The sequence below is a fragment of the Occallatibacter sp. genome (assembly GCF_036502485.1).
Lineage (GTDB): Bacteria > Acidobacteriota > Terriglobia > Terriglobales > Acidobacteriaceae > Telmatobacter.
Genome location: NZ_DASXYM010000043.1, coordinates 19,161 through 35,286 on the forward strand (window position 1 = coordinate 19,161; position 16,126 = coordinate 35,286).

Consider the following 16,126-nt stretch of genomic DNA (forward strand, 5'->3'; position numbering starts at 1 on the left):
CAACAACGCGCGCCGAAGGGGACAGCCCGGAAAGATCGTAAGATGCTTTAAGGCGGAAGTGTGCTCCAATTGGTGGGGCGCCCTCCGGCCCACGAGGCGCGCCTGCATGGGTTGCGGGACGAACGAAAACTCGAGACCTCATCCTCCCATTAGGGAGGATGAACCGAATTGCATGATCGATATGCCCTGTAGCAAGTTCATCCGCACTGAATAGCAATGGGGCGATTGGGAAACCGGCAGCATCAGCACTGGTGCACTGGTCTCCACGACCTGTGAGAGGGTAGATGCGGCTGAGATCCCATACCGCAAGAAAAGTGGCATCTAGAGCATCATTCACGTAATTCGCTTGCCATGCCTCATATAGTTTGCCTTGGCCGCGATCTACAACGATCAAATGGCAGTCCCGCTGTTCCACCGGGCACTGGTATCCCGCTTGCCCCTCCATTCCCCCGCCTGCGGGAAGAGGAACAGCAGGAACCGCATCGGAACCCCAGATATATAGGCTGTCTCCGCGGTGAGTCGGAACGAGTTTCGTCTCTGGTCCCGCCTGCAACACGCGCAATGAAAAGTCAACCCGCATCCTTCCGGAGCCCCACCCGCCTGCGCTTTGGAGCCAATTGATCATCGCGGACGACTTAGGATCAAGGGGAGCATTGCTAACATCCTTCGTCCAGATTGCCCCGGACGGGAAGTAGGGCACGGGTGGCACTACGCTCTCCAGCCGCGCCGCGCGTACTCTCGCGAAATGGAGGCGGAAGCCGCCGGCTACTGCCGCCGCAAGGACAAGTGCAACAATCCAGGTGCGTCTTGTTATGTTGGAAGACATTTCGACCGACCTCAGCCGCTTGACGATGTGATTGCTATTCGGATTGATTACTCTGCGCCGCCGGACCAGAAGACGACCCCGCCGCTCCGGGGTGCAGAGTGACGTTTGAACTGTGTGAAGACTTCCAAATCGTCCAGAGTGGTCCACGCGTGAACAGAAACTTATAAAGCCCAAGCACGGCTGCCGCGTTCAGTACAAAGACCGCACTCATCGGCGAAGCTACCCGGTGCAGCACCGGGACGTCATAACGCAGGCCTACCGAAGCCAGGACTATACCAAGCATCTGAATCGCAGCCAGAGCAGCATAGAAGTGGGACGTAGGCGAAAGTAGAAATGTGCATACGACCGCCGCAACGAAAAGGTACGGCACGAAGAGGCGCATGACTTTATGAGATATTAATCGAAATAGAAGTGGATTTCGCCACGTAAGGGTCCATGGCGCTATCTGAAAAAGCTGAAAATTTCCCGCAAGGGTACGAACTTTCCGGTGCAGCTCTCGGCCGACGGTCTGTGGCCACGCATCATACACGTAAGCCTTGGGATCGAGAACGACTCGGAACCCTTGGCGTCGGATTGAGAGTGGTTGGAACATATCATCCAAAATCAGCCCTGCAGGTTGGCTGACGGCTAGCGACCGCCGGATCGCGTAGAACCCTCCGTACACACCGACGGCCGATCCCGATTTGGACTCACTCGTTCGGATCCATTTTTCGTAACTCCAGTATGCCCCGCCAATTGCCGCGGACGCTCCACTTCCATCCCCGCAGCGAACAATCAATTCTCCGTTCGCGCACCCGACCGACGGGTCAGCGAAATTGCTGACCAATTGTTGAATGGCACCCGGTGCGATTTCCGGACGAATGTCTACAAAAAGAATGATCTCGGCGGAAGCCGCCTGAATGCCCGTATTCACCGCGACTGCTTTTCCCGAATGCTTTCCTAAGATGATGCATTTCAAACGACGATCATCTTGAGTCGCGAGATACTCCTCCGTTCCATCTGAAGAGCCGTCCGACACGATGATGACTTCCTTTATCCCTCGATAATCCAGCGAAAGTAGATGCCGAATTTTGCGTGGCAGCATCGAAAGGCCATTATGTACGGCAAGAACCACGCTCACTTCCGGCTGAATGGGGGACGTCACCCATGGCACCGGGCGCAAACGTGCGAGTAGCCATATGAGCAGCGGATATCCGGCGTATGCGTATAAAATGCCTGCGAGCGACGCCCAGAACACGATCCTCACTGTGCACCCCGGCGCAAAACAATGGTCTTGATCGTCTCGAACATCACCAACAGATCGAGTCCGATGGATTGATGTTTGATGTAGTAGAGATCGTATTCGAGCTTCCGTTTTGTATCTTCAAGACTCGCGCCGTATTGGAACCGCACCTGTGCCCACCCGGTGAGCCCGGGCAAGACCATGTTACGAAGATCATAAAAAGAGATATCCTTTCTGAGCCATTCCACGAACTCTGGCCGTTCTGGACGGGGACCCACAAATGCCATGTCTCCCCTAAGAACGTTCCAAAGCTGAGGTATTTCGTCCAATCGCGTTTTCCTCATCATTTTTCCCAGGCGTGTAACACGAGGATCATTTGCCTTCGCCCATACAGCTCCGTTCTTCTCGGCATCCTGGCGCATGGTACGAAATTTAAAAACAGTGAACGTTTTGCCGAAACGGCCCACCCGCGTCTGACGGAACAACACGGGTCCCGGAGATGACATCCGCACCGCCAGGATGATGACCGGGATGAACGGTAAACAGATGCTAAGGGCAATCAATGCGACAGCGAACGATAGTATCCGTCGCACTAAACGTTGGAAAGGCCTCAGTCGAAACCCATCGGCAAAAATTAGGGTGCTGGGGTATAGACCTTCTAATGGCAACCTACCCGATAACCGCTCCATCAGTGTGCTGCAGTTCTCAATGACAACTCCATGAAGACGGAGATCTAGCAGTTCCCTGGTCGGGAAGCGTTCGCGGCGATCCTCCACTGCAACGATAACCCGGTCGACCCTAGTGCTGTGGCGATGAGACTCGTCCAAGTCCTCGACTAACTGGGTCAGCTCTGCTTGCGCTTGGGCTTCCCCACTGCATCCAACCACCTGCATTCCGGAAACGCGCTCTGACCTGATCAGGTCGATAACCGTACGGGCTTGGCTCCCGCAGCCAAGCACATACACATGTTCCGAGAAGAGCGATAGTCCACTAATCCATTCAAAGGTACGTCGCCACGCCAGCAGAACGAAAGTGAGGACTGACACTCCAAGTAGCACTACGTTTCGCCCAATATCTAAACCGGGAGCGAGATACAACAGCCCTCCGAGCACAAAGGAAAGTAGGCTTAGGGCCAGAAGTACTCGGAAGTACGTCTCCCACTTTTCTGAGATTCGTCGTGGCTCATACAAGTCGAAGTAATAGTTCAGAAGCAGTGTAAACGCGGTTATGCCGAGAATTTTGAGCCAGCCGTTATCGTCGATAAGAGCGGCCGTACTTTGAGTGCCCATCAGCACCTTTGCACTGGATAGAAAGGTTCCACTCACGAGCACCAGTTCACACCCTACGAGGAAAAGCGTTCGCTTTGAGTGATAGACGTTGAATAGCTTGACCACACCTGCCTCCTCGACTTCTTAACAACGCACCTCGACGTCGGTTACCGCTGATATCCCTGGTAATACCTGTTCAACTCGTCGCTGTTTGGGGGATTCTTCACTGCGTTCAGGACCAGCCCGAGAAGGCGGGAACTTCGAAAGGACGATTGGGCCTTTCGCGCTGATTCGACTGAGGTGCGCCCCCCGCGAGCGACAAGCAGTACCGAATCGGCCACGCGTGCTAGGTCGACGGCGTCAGCAAACATTAGAACCGGAGGAGAATCGATTACGACCCAGTCGAACGTCGCTGACAGGATGCTCATCATTTCTGCAAGGCCATGACCTGACAAACACTCCGTTGCGTGCTCCGTTTTCTTGCCTGCAGGCATTAAGTACAGATTTAGATCCAGGTTATCTTCTCCTCTGGATTCGGGGGCTCGCTGATATCGACGGATCACTTGGTCCAATTCTGCGATTCCCATCAGGTAGTCTGCCAGTCCGGGCTCGCATCGGGTGCCCAGAAGTCCATGTAGCGTAGGCCTCCGCATGTCCGCGTCAATCAGCATCACCTTTTGATTCGTGTTTCTCGCCAGGCTCACAGCTAGGTTGGCGGCGACGAAGCTTTTACCTTCTCCGGCCATCGCGCTGCTCACTACCACCGATTTGAATGCGGACTGACCGCGGAACTCATACATCCGAGAACGAAGGTTGCGAAACTGCTCGACAGCATCCCCTTGTTCCCCGAGGCACGGCAGACAAGCCTTCATCGGCTGACAGCGGTCGGCAGGTATGGTATCGACATCGATGGCTCGCCCGGCACGCGGCATTTCCTGAATCATAGGAACGGGAAGAGTGTGAGATGAAGCCATCATCCTTGCATATGCTCGGTCCGTTCCTTCCTGGTCCGCTCTTTGAAGCGCCTCATGGATTCGACTCATATCTCCACCTCGATCGGCCCGTGAACGCCGTTTGAGATTTCCTTTATCTTCTTGAGGGCAACAGGGCCGCTTGGTTTCGAGACCAACTGCCGATTGCCGCCGCTTTCACACACCGACTTGCCTTCTAAGTCGAGATCTGCGCCCACTGCTTCAATGATCGCTGCGGGAATTGGCTTCACGTGATCTACATATGCGCTGATCAATGCGTGTTCGCATATCAGATTGATAAGGCGAGGAACCCCCTGAGAGCACCGAAACACTGCTTCTGCCGAGTCATCTGGAAACAGCTGCTCCGTCGCGCCAGCCACCTTCAGCCTTTGATCTATGTATGCATGCGTCTCTTCAGAGGTTAGCGAACGAGTTTTACTCCACAATGCAATTCTCTGGCGAAGTTGGCGCAGGCGAGGCTGAAGAAGTTTCTGCTCAAGTTCAGGCTGCCCCGCAAGGACAATCTGCAGCAACTTGTCTGTTTTGGTCTCCAGGTTCGTGAGCAACCGAATTTCCTCGAGAAGTTCCCACGAGAGGTTCTGCGCCTCATCAACAACAATCGTGCACAGCATGCGATCACGATACCGCTCAATGAGCCAGCTATTCAGTTGCATCAGCATGCCGGCTTTTGTGCGACTAGCAACCCGAATCCCGAAATCCGAGAGCACAAACTCCAGGAAGTCCAGCACATTTAGGCGCGGGTTGAACACAAAAGCGGTGCACACCCGGTCCTTCGCCAGTGAGTCAAGAACCGCCTTCACAATGGTGGTCTTTCCCGTGCCAACCTCACCCGTCAGCACTACAAACCCCTTACGAGCTGCAATTCCGTACTGCAGGCATGCGAGTGCCTCTTGAATCTCAGGTACTACATAAAGGAAACGCGGATCCGGACTGCACGCAAAGGGAAGATCACGAAGCCCAAAAAATTTCTTATACATCCGCTGGCCTCGCAAGTTCAATGGGGTCTTCCTTTGGCAAAACAAGTTTGGCGAGTAGCCCTCTCTCCGCCCTTTGTGGCATCTCCGAGATATGAGATAACACCGCTAGGACCGGCAGGGTGGTAAGAGCTAGCACGTCCTGTTCGGTCCGCAACGATGTGTCGCGGTATTCAAGCAGTCCGGTCAGCAGCAGTCCTAGAAACAAGCCCCCGGCGAGACCACCTGCGGCGAATAGACGTCGATTTGGGAATTTTGGACGATCCGGCAAATTCGGGTCATCCATCACTTGAAACTGCTCGCCTTGCCGCCGATGTTCCAACTCGCTCGCCATCGATGATTCGTTCATCTTCCGGAGCAAGCTGTTATAGAACTGCAGCGCAGTCTCGTGGTCGCGCGTGACCTGCTGATACTCCTCCTCGATCACCGGCGCGGCCTCAAGCTTTGATTCGTAGGCACCCACCTGGTTCTGAATACGAGCCTGCATCTGCTTTGCGGCGTCGAGGGATTGGCGAGCCGCTCGAAGTTGCGCTCTCAGTTGCTGCAACTGCAGTGAATCCGTATGAGTTTGGGAAGCAGGGCGATTCACGCTCTGATCGGCCGCCTCAGCAGCCATTTTGCTCTGTACGCTCTGGATCTGACGCTTGATTGCGATTACGTCCGGGTGATCTGGCGTGTACGTCGCGTCGAGCGCTTCCTTCTGCTTCCTCAATTCCTTCAGTTCGTCCGCCAGAGCGCTCTGTCTTGTTACGACCGCAGGATCTGACCTGGCTTCCGACTGCTGCGAAACCATAGCCTCTAGGAACGTAACTTCCTGCTGTGCCCGATTCACGGATTGTGTCGCTGCGTCCAGTTGCGTCGTCAACGCCTGGAGTGTATTCGAATTGGTGCCCTTTTGATCTGGCAGCTTGCCAATATATTTTTGTTCGAAAGCCGCGAGCTTGGCATCCTGCTCGTCAAGATTTGTCTTTGCTTCCGCAAGTTGCTGCTTTAGAAAGGCAGTGGTGCCTTCAGCGGATTGCACGCGAGCGTCAAGGTTTTCATTTACAAACAGGGACGTGATTTCTCCGCAGGCCATCTGAGCCACTTTGGGATCGCGGGCGGTGAACGAGATAAAGAAACCAGGCATTCCTCCATGCGCCTGCTCTGAATGGATCGGCGTGACTCCAATAGCCTTCCGCGTTAACTCAATGCGGTCGTCCATGGTATATCTGCCCTCGCTATATAGCCCGAATTTCTCGATGACTGGCTGGATCCGGCTCCGGCTAAGGATCTGTTCCTTCATTGAAGCCAACCGCCCGTTCAGGTCTTCGTTCACTATCGGCTTAACGTAATCCTCAGACACCTTCTGCTGCTGGACCAGGACGAGCGTCTGCGAGACATATTTCGGAGGAAGGATGTAGCTCGCTGCGATGCCCATGGCGCAGAACAAAACAGCCGGAACTGCAATGAACCAAGCCCTCCGCCTCAGAATGTCTAAGTAGTCATGACCGTTTAGCTGTCTATGTCCCAGCATCGGATATCCTCTCTCGCTGATTTTGGCGACATGCCTCTTGCGCGAAAATTGACCGGTTTAGATTCGGTTCCGAGCGCGCTTTGGGTTCGCTCCTTTGTGCACATATGATTTCGAACAGCGTTGCAAGGTGAAGGCAACCACAGTGTCGCAAGCGCGAGAACATCATGCGACACCTTCTTTTACGGGCTTTTGTTGATCTTCTGCCTGGATCCGCTTGAGCTTGTACAGCAGGGCTTTGTAGCTTATCCCCAATTCGATCGCGGCACGCCGCCGATTGCCGCTCGTTAGACCAAGCACCTCGGAGATGAGTTGCCTCTCAATCTGTATCGAAGATGCTTTTGTTGCTTCTTTCAAACGCAGGTTTTGAGGAGTTGAGCTCCTTCTTCTGGACGGAGAAGCGGCACGGATCGCGGCAAGAGAGACTGCCTGATCGCCGATCGCGATAATCGTCTTGATTGCTGTTTGGAGCTCTGGCAGATTTTCAGGCCACGTATGCTCCGTCAAATGGCCTATCATTTCGTCGCAGAGAGTCGGTTTGGGCCGCTCAAACTTTTGTGAATAGAACGTGAGAAGCTCATCCGCGATCACCAGAATCTCTGAATGTCTGTAACGCAACGGCGGAACGCGCAACGCTACCGTCGAGATCAGATAGAGAAGATCCTCTCTTAGCTGCCCGGCTCTGACGCGGTCCAGCAGGTCGCGGCTCGATCCGCAAAGCAATCGGCATCGCATTCTTCCTTGCTGGTACGCGCTAATCATCAAGTCTTGGAGCAAATGCCCAATCTCGCCCACCTCTGCGAGATACACTGTCCCGTGGTTCGACAGGGCAGCCGATAGGTTTGCGGCAGATACCTCTGCCGCCTGTATCTCTTGGAAGGATCGGCTGGATCGATTCGAATGTGCATGAATCTGTTCGGCAACACTCCTTTTGCCGACGCCGTGTTCGCCCAGAATCAGCACGGGAGAATCGCTCTGGGCGATGCGGCTGATCACACTCTGCATTTGCGCACCTATAGACAGAAACCCGCGCGTGCGGATTGCAAGGTGGTTCGGGATGGACACACTGCTTGGCATGGATTTCTCTGGTGCGGCGCCCTTGTCTGAAGCAATAGTTGTGCCAAACTACCAGAAGGGCTAAACGGACATCACGATGCTTTACAAAATCAGAGATTCTCGAGTATTTACTTGTTTTCAGTGAGATCGGAAGCTCGAAACTGGAGCGCGAAGTGGAAACCTTTTTCGCATCGTAGCCACGGTCAAGTGGAAAGAGATTTCCACTTCAAGAGAACATCGCTGCACTACACGGCGTTCCGACTTGGGCAAATCCCTTCCTCTCAGCAGCAGGCGTTCGGCAGACGAATTGCTACACGATCGGTATTCATCTCTCGCTCGTCCCGCCATTCCGGTTTTATTGAGGAGTTGTCCGCCACGAATGTCCAATACGAAGACAATAGCTAAAAATACAGGATGGTATGGGTTGGAAACCGGCATTGCGGCGGTAGTCACCATATTCACGTCCATTGCCATCGCAAGGGTTCTTGGCCCTTCCAAGATGGGATATGTAGTCTATGTCTCCTGGATCGCATCCATGACCGCCAGCCTGGGAGGCATCGGCGTACCCGCGACAACTCGAAAATACATGGCTGAGTTTCTTGGTATGGGAGATCGTGCCACCGCTAGACTTATTTACATTCGCACCTTGGTGCTGCAGGCGGGGATGGCCAGCCTGGCTACGGTTCTGGTGCTCATCTGGGTCGTGACGGATGCGCAACCTGGATATAAGCTGGCCTCGATTCTTATCGTGCTCAGCATCTGGCCTTCGATGGTGAATTCCATTTCAGCCCAGGCCAACGTCGCGGCTGAAGAGCTTTGGGCAAACCTGCCGGCATCGGTCATGTCGACGTTCACCTTCTTTGCTGTCATTGCTGCAACTGTTGTTTTTAAGTGGGGAATCCTCGGAGTTGGCGCGTCGATGCTGAGCATGAGACTTGTGGACTTTCTTGTGCGATTCTTCCCCACTCTCAAACGCATTCGCTCCTGGGAATCGCACACACAGTCGCCTGAAGGGTTGGACAAGCGGATGACCACTTTCGCGTTACAAAGCGTGGCAACAATGATCTTGTCTCTGATCGTCTGGGAACGATCAGAATTCTTCCTGCTTAAATATCTGTGTGCAGACGTGCGTCAGATTGCATTCTATTCGGTTGCGTTTAGCCTTGCTGATCGTCTGATGGTGGGCTCACAAGTGTTCGGGTCAGCCACTGGCGCTACAATCTTCGCTCAGTATGGAAGAGACAGATCGAGACTTCCCGCCATAACCGCTGCCACTTTCCGCTATATCGCTCTGATTTCGATGCCTCTGCACTTTATTGCCGCGGCTCTGGCCGCGCCAGCTCTGCTTCTCCTCTATGGCAACCAGTACGTCGGTGCGGCTGCGGTGGTGTCACTAGCCCCTCTGCTCTGCATGCCGAAGGCCTTTTTAGGCCCCGTGGAAAGCCTTTTGCAAAGTACCGAAATGCAGAATTGGATAATCATCTCGACTGTGGCAGCAGGCGTCATTGATATCGGAGTGGCCGCATATCTCATTCCTAAGTACGGAGCGGTCGGAGCGTGCATCGGCAGTGGCGCAGCGCAGATAGTTGCCGTGGGAATCATGTGGGCCTTGGGTATTTACCTGTTCAACGTGAAACTCCCGTGGCTACAACTCGCCAAGATCACGGTGATCAGCGGTCTCGCCGCGCTGGCAGCGCACTTTATCTCCTCGGCGCTCGGGCCCTTGTGGGGCATACTCTGCGGTGGAAGCGCAGCTCTAGCTATCCTGATCGCGCTCTGTTATATGCTGCGCGTATTGGAACCGGAAGACCAAGCTCGATTCAGAGTTCTATCCAAAATGCTCCCGAAGCGGATGACTAGACCCGCCGAGCGCCTGGTCTCATGGATGACCCGTCCCACCCTTTCTGCCGTGGCGCCCCCTGGCGCTTAGCCACCGGGGCTCTGGAAAAATCGGGGGTGCTTAAGCCGGCCCCTTTAATAGCTGGGCAACTGATCGTGTATTTTCCTCCTGCGCAACCCTCCTGAGCGAAAGACGCGGGTCAAACGCGCAGGCTGTAAGTCAATAGACGGCTATCCACGTCACGTTTCTGACCCTTCTCCGCGGGGATGTTCCCATGGCCGGAATCGCCGCCTGGCTTGGCATTCTCGAGTTTCCCCGAAATCACCCGAAGCATCTCGTCGGCAGTATTCTTCCACGTGCGGGTCTGCCGCGCTGAAAGCGCGTGGGGTTCCCACTCGCGATCGAGGACACTGCTAATTGCAGTGGCAAGCTCTACGGTTTGCCTCGGCAACACAAGCCGCCCGCACTGCTCGTCCATGATCTCAGGGATTCCACCCACGTGAGTGGCAACCACGGGCCGACCGCAGGCCAAGGCCTCCAGAATAATGTTAGGGCAGCCTTCTGCGTAGCTTGGAAGAGCGATCAAGTTGGACGCCGAGATCCAAGTCGGCACATCACTGGGTGTACACGCACCAGGAAGATGAATGTAGCTTTCAGCGTGATTCGACCGGATATCCTGTTCGAGAATCGGCCTGTCGGGTCCGTGCCCAACCAAGTACAGGCGCATCTCAGGGCGTCGAACATGCAGCATGACTGCGGCCCCGATCAGTTCGCGCAGGCCCTTCTTTTGGTCCAAGCGCCCGATGTATACCACGGCCTCTTCTGTCTGCGTAACACTGTGGCGCCTCCTTGCCGCACTGCGGTCCTGTACACAAAAGCGGTTGGTGTCGCAGCCATTCGCATTTGCAACAACCTGATTAGTGGGCGCACCCATCCTGATTGCCACATCACGAAGATCTCTTGAGACCGTCAGGACTCCGTTTGCCTGTTGCAGCACCCTTTTTGTCAACCTACGATGCAGCGCGCCCGTAACGCTGTGAAGATCACTGCCAACGGCCTTGGCAAACACGGGCACGCCTAAGGCGCGGCCAATTAGAAGTGCAGCGTAGCAGTCCGGATAAAGGAAATAGCCCAGGATTACGTCTGGCGCAAACCTGCGCACGTGAGGCAACAGAGCGCGCGCTGCTACCCTGCCATTGAATGGCCGCGACAATACCGGAACTGCCGGATAATCAATGTACCGGACATTGATTCCCGGCGCCTCAAATGGTTCCTGTATCTCCTCCTTGAAATCATTGCGGGCCTTGAGGAACCAGGGATAGGTAGCACGCGGGTAGAATACCTCTACTTCAGCGTCGAGTGCCAGGAGACGCAGGGTATCGTACGCCGAGCGTCCATGCGTCGGCCTTTCAAGGCTCGGAAAATGTGCGGTGAGAACTGCTATCTTCAGCAACGGCGCCCGGCGTCTTTCAGAGGTATGTAGCACTACTCTACAACCTCCAGCACAAACTGGTTAAGTTGAAAGTAAGCCTTAAATACCCTCCCGTTGCAGTGCATGTTATTCACCACCCCCGACAGGCTGTGGTCCTGTGTTCACAATCGAATATATCTTTATTAATTCTTTACATATTTCCTTAGACCGACCCTGTAAACCCTGAAGATATATATCAAGTGGCGCGATGCGTTTGCATCTGGACCAAGCAGAACTAATGTGAAACAGGTCGAACACGCTCACCTTCCCCACCACACCTGTCGAAAGATTTCTGCAACTGCACGCGCAGGCCGGACACTCCGTTGGCGATTCTCGCCCGAAGCGGCGAGGGCTCAAATACCCATTCAGCACCAACCTCGACGAGTTCCCGGCTGAAAAAGCGCTTGAAATCCGAGATACCTTCCAGTGGGTCATTCCCCCCGCTCACGGTGACGCCTCCCATATCAAACCAATGCGCACCGGTTGCTTTGGCCCAGCGAATCATCTCCCAGACCACCGCGTAACCGAAAGGTAGCCTTGACTCGCCATCGCGCGAAGAGCCAGCTGCCCGATACTCGCCGGTTTCGCCATGATTGCAAACCCATCCGAAAGCTTTCATGTTCTCCGGCGCGAGGCTTTCTCCTGTGAACACCCCAAGCACGCGGGAAAGGCTAGGGTGATCCCTGGACATGGTGAGCACTCCTTCCCAGTTGGTGGAAGCGGTGTGGCCACCCGTTCTCCGCAGAGCCTCTTTCTGGAGTTGCTCAAGGCGCGCTGCATAGGCAAGATCGGTAATCGGAACCGTCGCCAACCCTTTCTTCACGCACTCTCGCACTCGCGTTCGAGCTGATTTGCTGAGTGCCGCAAAAAGCTCTTCTTCACTCGGCTTGAGATCGACAGCCAGCGTATGTCGATAAGAGCTCGGCGGATTCAGTTCCCGGAATCCGAGCGTGGCGAGGAGGTTCGCAATTTCCTCTCGTTCCTCTCGAGAGAACACATTCACGTGCAGGCGCAGCACCCGCGCCCCTCGGCGCGCATACATGAGCAGCGCTTCCAAGGCCACCCTGCGCACCTCCTCCGAAGAGCCGCCGCCAAAGTTCCTAACACGGACAATCGAATAGCCAGGCATGGTTCGAGACTGAACCTGTTCGAAACCAAGCCCGCCGCGAGCACGCCCATAACCGTCTCGCACAAGAACGAAGAGTGGGTTCCAGCGATAAGAATTTGCCGCCCAAAATGTTCGATGCGTAAGTGGAAGAGGAACTCCCGCCTCAAGCAGTTCGCGCTCCGCCCTATCGCGCTCCTGACCTCGCCCGAGAATCACACTAGCCTGCATGCCGCTGTCACTCGATAGTTGGATCTGTTCCATATCTGCTGTCCTGAAATCAGTAGTCGGTGTGGTCACTTGAGCGGTTAGACATCTACTTCCGTAGTCATGGCAGTGATCAGACGGCGTGCTTGAGATAACGGTACGTGCGAACCAGAGCTTCAGACACTTGCACGGGAACGATCGCAAGCCCTAAGAGAAGCGCCAGCCTGGGCTGCCTGGGATTGTGCCTCAGAGAGCGAAAGGCATGCGCACCCGCGCGAGATCTATCTTTGGTCTTGAAAAGTTCCTCCGCGGCCCAGCCATGAGCTTCAGCAAGGACTTCATTAATAGCCGAAGCCGAGAAGGACCCACTCCCCTTCTCCCTTGCAATCGCGGCTTCTACAGTCTTTGCGAAGTTCATTGCGACCTGGGCTCGGTAGTGCGACAAGCGATCGCTCGAATCCACCTGGTACATTGTTGAGGGGACATCCACGAAGCATACCTTCCCCCATTTGCAAGTACGGAAATGGAAATCGTAGTCCTCACCCGAAAGCAACAGAGCTTCGTCAAACCCTTTCACGCAATTCAACCTATCCCGCGAGACCATCACAGTAGAGGTATGTACTAGGTTGCCTCGCAGCATCGCCGAATATATGTTGCCGATGTAAACCCGGGGTTTCATCCCCCCCTCAAGACCCGTCATTCCAATGCAGGAGAGTTCGTGACCTTCTGGGAATAAGCTTTCTGGGGTGGGAAAGAACCGGTATGCATGGTACATCGTTCTGAGATGGCGCTGATTTACGATTGCACCCAATCGGTCCACAGAGGCAAAGTCCGTCCAAACCATACCGATTTCAGGGAAAGCCCGGAAACACTGGACTTGCAGGTTCAGCTTCCAAGACTTCCAAACATCGTCTGAATCGAGGAAAGCGACGAGGTCTCCAGTCGCAGCGCGTATTCCGGTATTGCGTGCAGCGGAAACCCCAGTATTATCCTGGTATACGTACCGTATCCGGCTATCCTCTGCAATGTTAGATCTAATCAGTTCGGCCGTGTCGTCACTCGAACCGTCGTCAACCACGATCAACTCCCAGTTCACGTGAGACTGGGCTCGGACACTATCGATGGTCCGCTGGATGCAGTATGCCCGGTTGTAGGTCGGAACAATAATGCTGACCAACTCACCCATTGTGAATCTCTTTCTTCATCAAGTAGCCCCTCAACCGCATAAGTGTACAAGTCACTCGGCGGTGCCCGCGTACCTGCCTGCCGATCGACAAGCGGCATGCATTATGGCCAGAACTTTCCGGTCAGTCGGGCGGACGTTGCCTGAACCCGGAATCGAATTTTGTCTTGCGCCGTCGATACGCCGACCCGCCTCACATCATATGGATTTAACAGGTCCTCCGACAGATTTACCCCGCCATGATTCGAGAACGCGACCTTGTAACCCGCTTCCCGGGCCAGCCTCTCGGTCTGGGTCGAAAACGAATCCTTGATCCCTACCGGGTAAGCTACAGAATTGATCGGCATGCCAACGCGCTCCTGCAAAACGGAGCGTGAATGAGATAATTCGACGCCTTGTTGCGTGGCGTCCAGTTTACTCAGTACGCGGTGCGAATGGCAGTGCGAACCGATCGCCATACCACCTCGAACCATGGCCCGCGCCTCATCCCAGTCCAGGAATCGGCGGACCGACGGCCCGAGGTCGTCTCCTTGAACAGCATCTCTGACACCTTCCATAAAGCGCTCTGGATCCTGGTTCTCCGGCGTCTTATAAAGATTGATCACCTTACGAATGCCTTCTGATATTCTCTCTTCTGCGATATTCACCGCAAGTTCAACTGGGTACTGCAACGTGAATCGTTTGTTGCGGGCAGTCCGAAGCAGATACGCAATCTCATCCCACCACGGGACAGCGGATGACCCGACCAGGCTTGAGGACAGAAAAAATACACCTTGCACTCCGTGAGATCGGAGGATCGGAAAACCGATTTCATAGTTATCAAGGTACCCATCATCAAAGGTCACAAGAACGCGGCATCCGCGGGATTCACATCTCGCAGGTCCCGTGATCCAATCCTCAGCTTCCTCGAGCGTGATCGGAGAGAAGTTTCGTTTCAAGTATCTGATGTGATCATCGAATTGTTCACCCGTAGCCGAAAACACCCCGCGATCATACGGGTCTTCCGAGGGATTTCCCAATCGATGGTAAAGAAGAACGAGGAGCGAATTCTTCGCTGGCAGGTAGTTTGATAACAACACGCCGCCGCTCCAGTACATGCACCGGGCCAGAACATCACGCTTGGCTCCAAACCTTCCGGTCATCCTGTCCCGTGTCAATCTTCGTCTCCTCTGCCAGGGATATCACTATTGGAGATGACCATGGGCAATGTTCGCTTCGCTCGCTGTCTTGCACACATGCTCTTGCTCCTCGCTTATTTTCTGCCCGTGTGACCGCCGCGTGGAGCGTAACCTATACCAAACCCGATCACTTGAGATACGCCTGCTATAGCATTTGCCGGAAGGTTTGCGGTCGAGGTCTGCTGGGTGAAGGTATAGTTTGCGAACGCTGTTATTGTGCTTCCTAACCGGCGCTCTGCCTGGACTCCACCGACCTTGCTCATGGTTTCCCCCGTTTGGAGCAGACCGCTCGTGAATCCGTACGAAGCATTCGCGCTTAGCGTCAGGTCCCTGCCGACCGGGTGAGCGAATTGAAAGGTCACATCATCATTGTGTTCCCCAGTAAGCGCTCCGGCCCCCGACCCTCCCGTGGTCGCGCGGTAATAACTGAGCGAAGCGGTGCTTGCCCGCGCCTGGTATTCGACAGAGGCGCTAACTGCAACATCAACCGAGTCCGGAAGGACCTGGCTGTCAGAACTGCCGACCCACTGCGGTCCGATGGCCAGGTCCGTCTTCACTTTCCTGCTCCAGCGGCGCGCATAGCCGAACATCGGGGTCTGCGTACCCATGATCAAATTCGAATCCGGATAGGTGAACCGCGCGAATACGTACTCAATGGAGGCGGTACTTAGATGGTTGAGACTCCATGCAAACCTCGGGGCTATCTGCACTTCGTTGGTCTCAAGACCATTCCCGTCAGGGAATCGGAGAATCCTGAAGCTACCGCGAAGACCGGCCATCTTATTAAAGTCAACCGCTCGATTAAAACTCGCTTCGGTAGCGTTCTCAATGCTTCGCGTGTTGAGTAACAGAATGGGTTGTGTCGGCGGACCCTGCGAGGGCGGAAGACCTCCGACCCCTGGGATCCCCGAAAAACCCGACATCGGCGATTGCGGAAGATAGCTTATGTCATCGTCGAGCACCAGATTCCACTTACGCTCAACCCACCCTTGAGATATCAACATGTGCTGGAAAAAGCCCGTTCCCGAGGCTGATCCTTGAATGGACCAAAGGTACCCGCCGGAGTATGTGAGGGCTAAGGGCTTTTTCTCATGACCATTTGTATAAACCACCTCGCCAGACGCTGAGCTCCGGTTTGTGTTTTGCTGATTCGTGGCTTGCTGACTTCCGTAAAACTGCATTGTCTCCGCATAGCGCATGTCATAGGCCAGCGTAGCCTTTCCTGCCTGGCCAGAGGGGTGCGCCTGCGCGCCGGCCTGCATGCATACGAATGTCGATATGGCCACTAGCG

At 54.8% G+C, this 16,126-nt stretch carries 12 protein-coding genes; 1 reads left to right on the top strand and 11 read right to left on the bottom strand.

What is annotated here, in order from left to right:
- Positions 1 to 860: 860 nt before the first annotated feature.
- The 6 genes from VGL22_RS06780 to VGL22_RS06805 all read right to left on the bottom strand — a co-directional run bounded on the left by VGL22_RS06780 (position 861) and on the right by VGL22_RS06805 (position 7,872).
- Positions 861 to 1,940: a glycosyltransferase gene (locus tag VGL22_RS06780; protein WP_465266144.1), complete on the bottom strand. Its 1,080-nt coding sequence runs from the start codon at positions 1,938 to 1,940 to the stop codon at positions 861 to 863.
- Between the two features lie 128 nt (positions 1,941 to 2,068).
- Positions 2,069 to 3,442 carry a TIGR03013 family XrtA/PEP-CTERM system glycosyltransferase gene (locus VGL22_RS06785; protein ID WP_465266145.1) on the bottom strand — a complete coding sequence of 458 codons (1,374 nt, stop codon included), beginning with the start codon at positions 3,440 to 3,442 and terminating at the stop codon, positions 2,069 to 2,071.
- A gap of 41 nt (positions 3,443 to 3,483) precedes the next feature.
- A complete protein-coding gene (locus VGL22_RS06790; protein WP_465266146.1) occupies positions 3,484 to 4,293 on the bottom strand; it encodes a CpsD/CapB family tyrosine-protein kinase in 810 nt (269 codons plus the stop codon).
- 62 nt (positions 4,294 to 4,355) lie between these two features.
- Positions 4,356 to 5,285 (bottom strand): ExeA family protein, encoded by a 930-nt coding sequence (locus tag VGL22_RS06795; protein ID WP_465266147.1) that lies wholly within the window; start codon positions 5,283 to 5,285, stop codon positions 4,356 to 4,358.
- The gene (locus tag VGL22_RS06800; protein WP_465266148.1) at positions 5,278 to 6,798 is read right to left on the bottom strand and encodes a GumC family protein; all 1,521 of its coding nucleotides are present in this window, start codon (positions 6,796 to 6,798) and stop codon (positions 5,278 to 5,280) included. Before VGL22_RS06800 ends, VGL22_RS06795 begins: the two co-directional genes overlap by 8 nt.
- A 162-nt stretch (positions 6,799 to 6,960) precedes the next feature.
- Entirely contained in the window at positions 6,961 to 7,872 is a 912-nt protein-coding gene (locus VGL22_RS06805) for a sigma-54-dependent transcriptional regulator (protein WP_465266149.1), read from the bottom strand.
- A gap of 358 nt (positions 7,873 to 8,230) precedes the next feature.
- On the opposite strand from VGL22_RS06805, the gene VGL22_RS06810 reads away from it, so the two are divergent.
- On the top strand, positions 8,231 to 9,781 hold the full coding sequence (locus tag VGL22_RS06810) for an oligosaccharide flippase family protein (protein WP_465266150.1): 1,551 nt from the start codon (positions 8,231 to 8,233) through the stop codon (positions 9,779 to 9,781).
- A gap of 109 nt (positions 9,782 to 9,890) precedes the next feature.
- Here the strand turns inward: VGL22_RS06810 and VGL22_RS06815 are convergent, their stop codons facing one another.
- The 5 genes from VGL22_RS06815 to VGL22_RS06835 form a co-directional block, all read right to left on the bottom strand.
- A complete protein-coding gene (locus tag VGL22_RS06815) occupies positions 9,891 to 11,144 on the bottom strand; it encodes a glycosyltransferase (RefSeq protein ID WP_465266151.1) in 1,254 nt (417 codons plus the stop codon).
- 253 nt (positions 11,145 to 11,397) lie between these two features.
- The gene (locus tag VGL22_RS06820; RefSeq protein WP_465266152.1) at positions 11,398 to 12,225 is read right to left on the bottom strand and encodes a hypothetical protein; all 828 of its coding nucleotides are present in this window, start codon (positions 12,223 to 12,225) and stop codon (positions 11,398 to 11,400) included.
- 382 nt (positions 12,226 to 12,607) lie between these two features.
- Positions 12,608 to 13,660 carry a glycosyltransferase gene (locus VGL22_RS06825; RefSeq protein WP_465266153.1) on the bottom strand — a complete coding sequence of 351 codons (1,053 nt, stop codon included), beginning with the start codon at positions 13,658 to 13,660 and terminating at the stop codon, positions 12,608 to 12,610.
- A gap of 101 nt (positions 13,661 to 13,761) precedes the next feature.
- Positions 13,762 to 14,814: a polysaccharide deacetylase family protein gene (locus VGL22_RS06830; protein ID WP_465266154.1), complete on the bottom strand. Its 1,053-nt coding sequence runs from the start codon at positions 14,812 to 14,814 to the stop codon at positions 13,762 to 13,764.
- 95 nt (positions 14,815 to 14,909) lie between these two features.
- Entirely contained in the window at positions 14,910 to 16,121 is a 1,212-nt protein-coding gene (locus VGL22_RS06835) for a hypothetical protein (protein WP_465266155.1), read from the bottom strand.
- Positions 16,122 to 16,126: the final 5 nt, after the last annotated feature.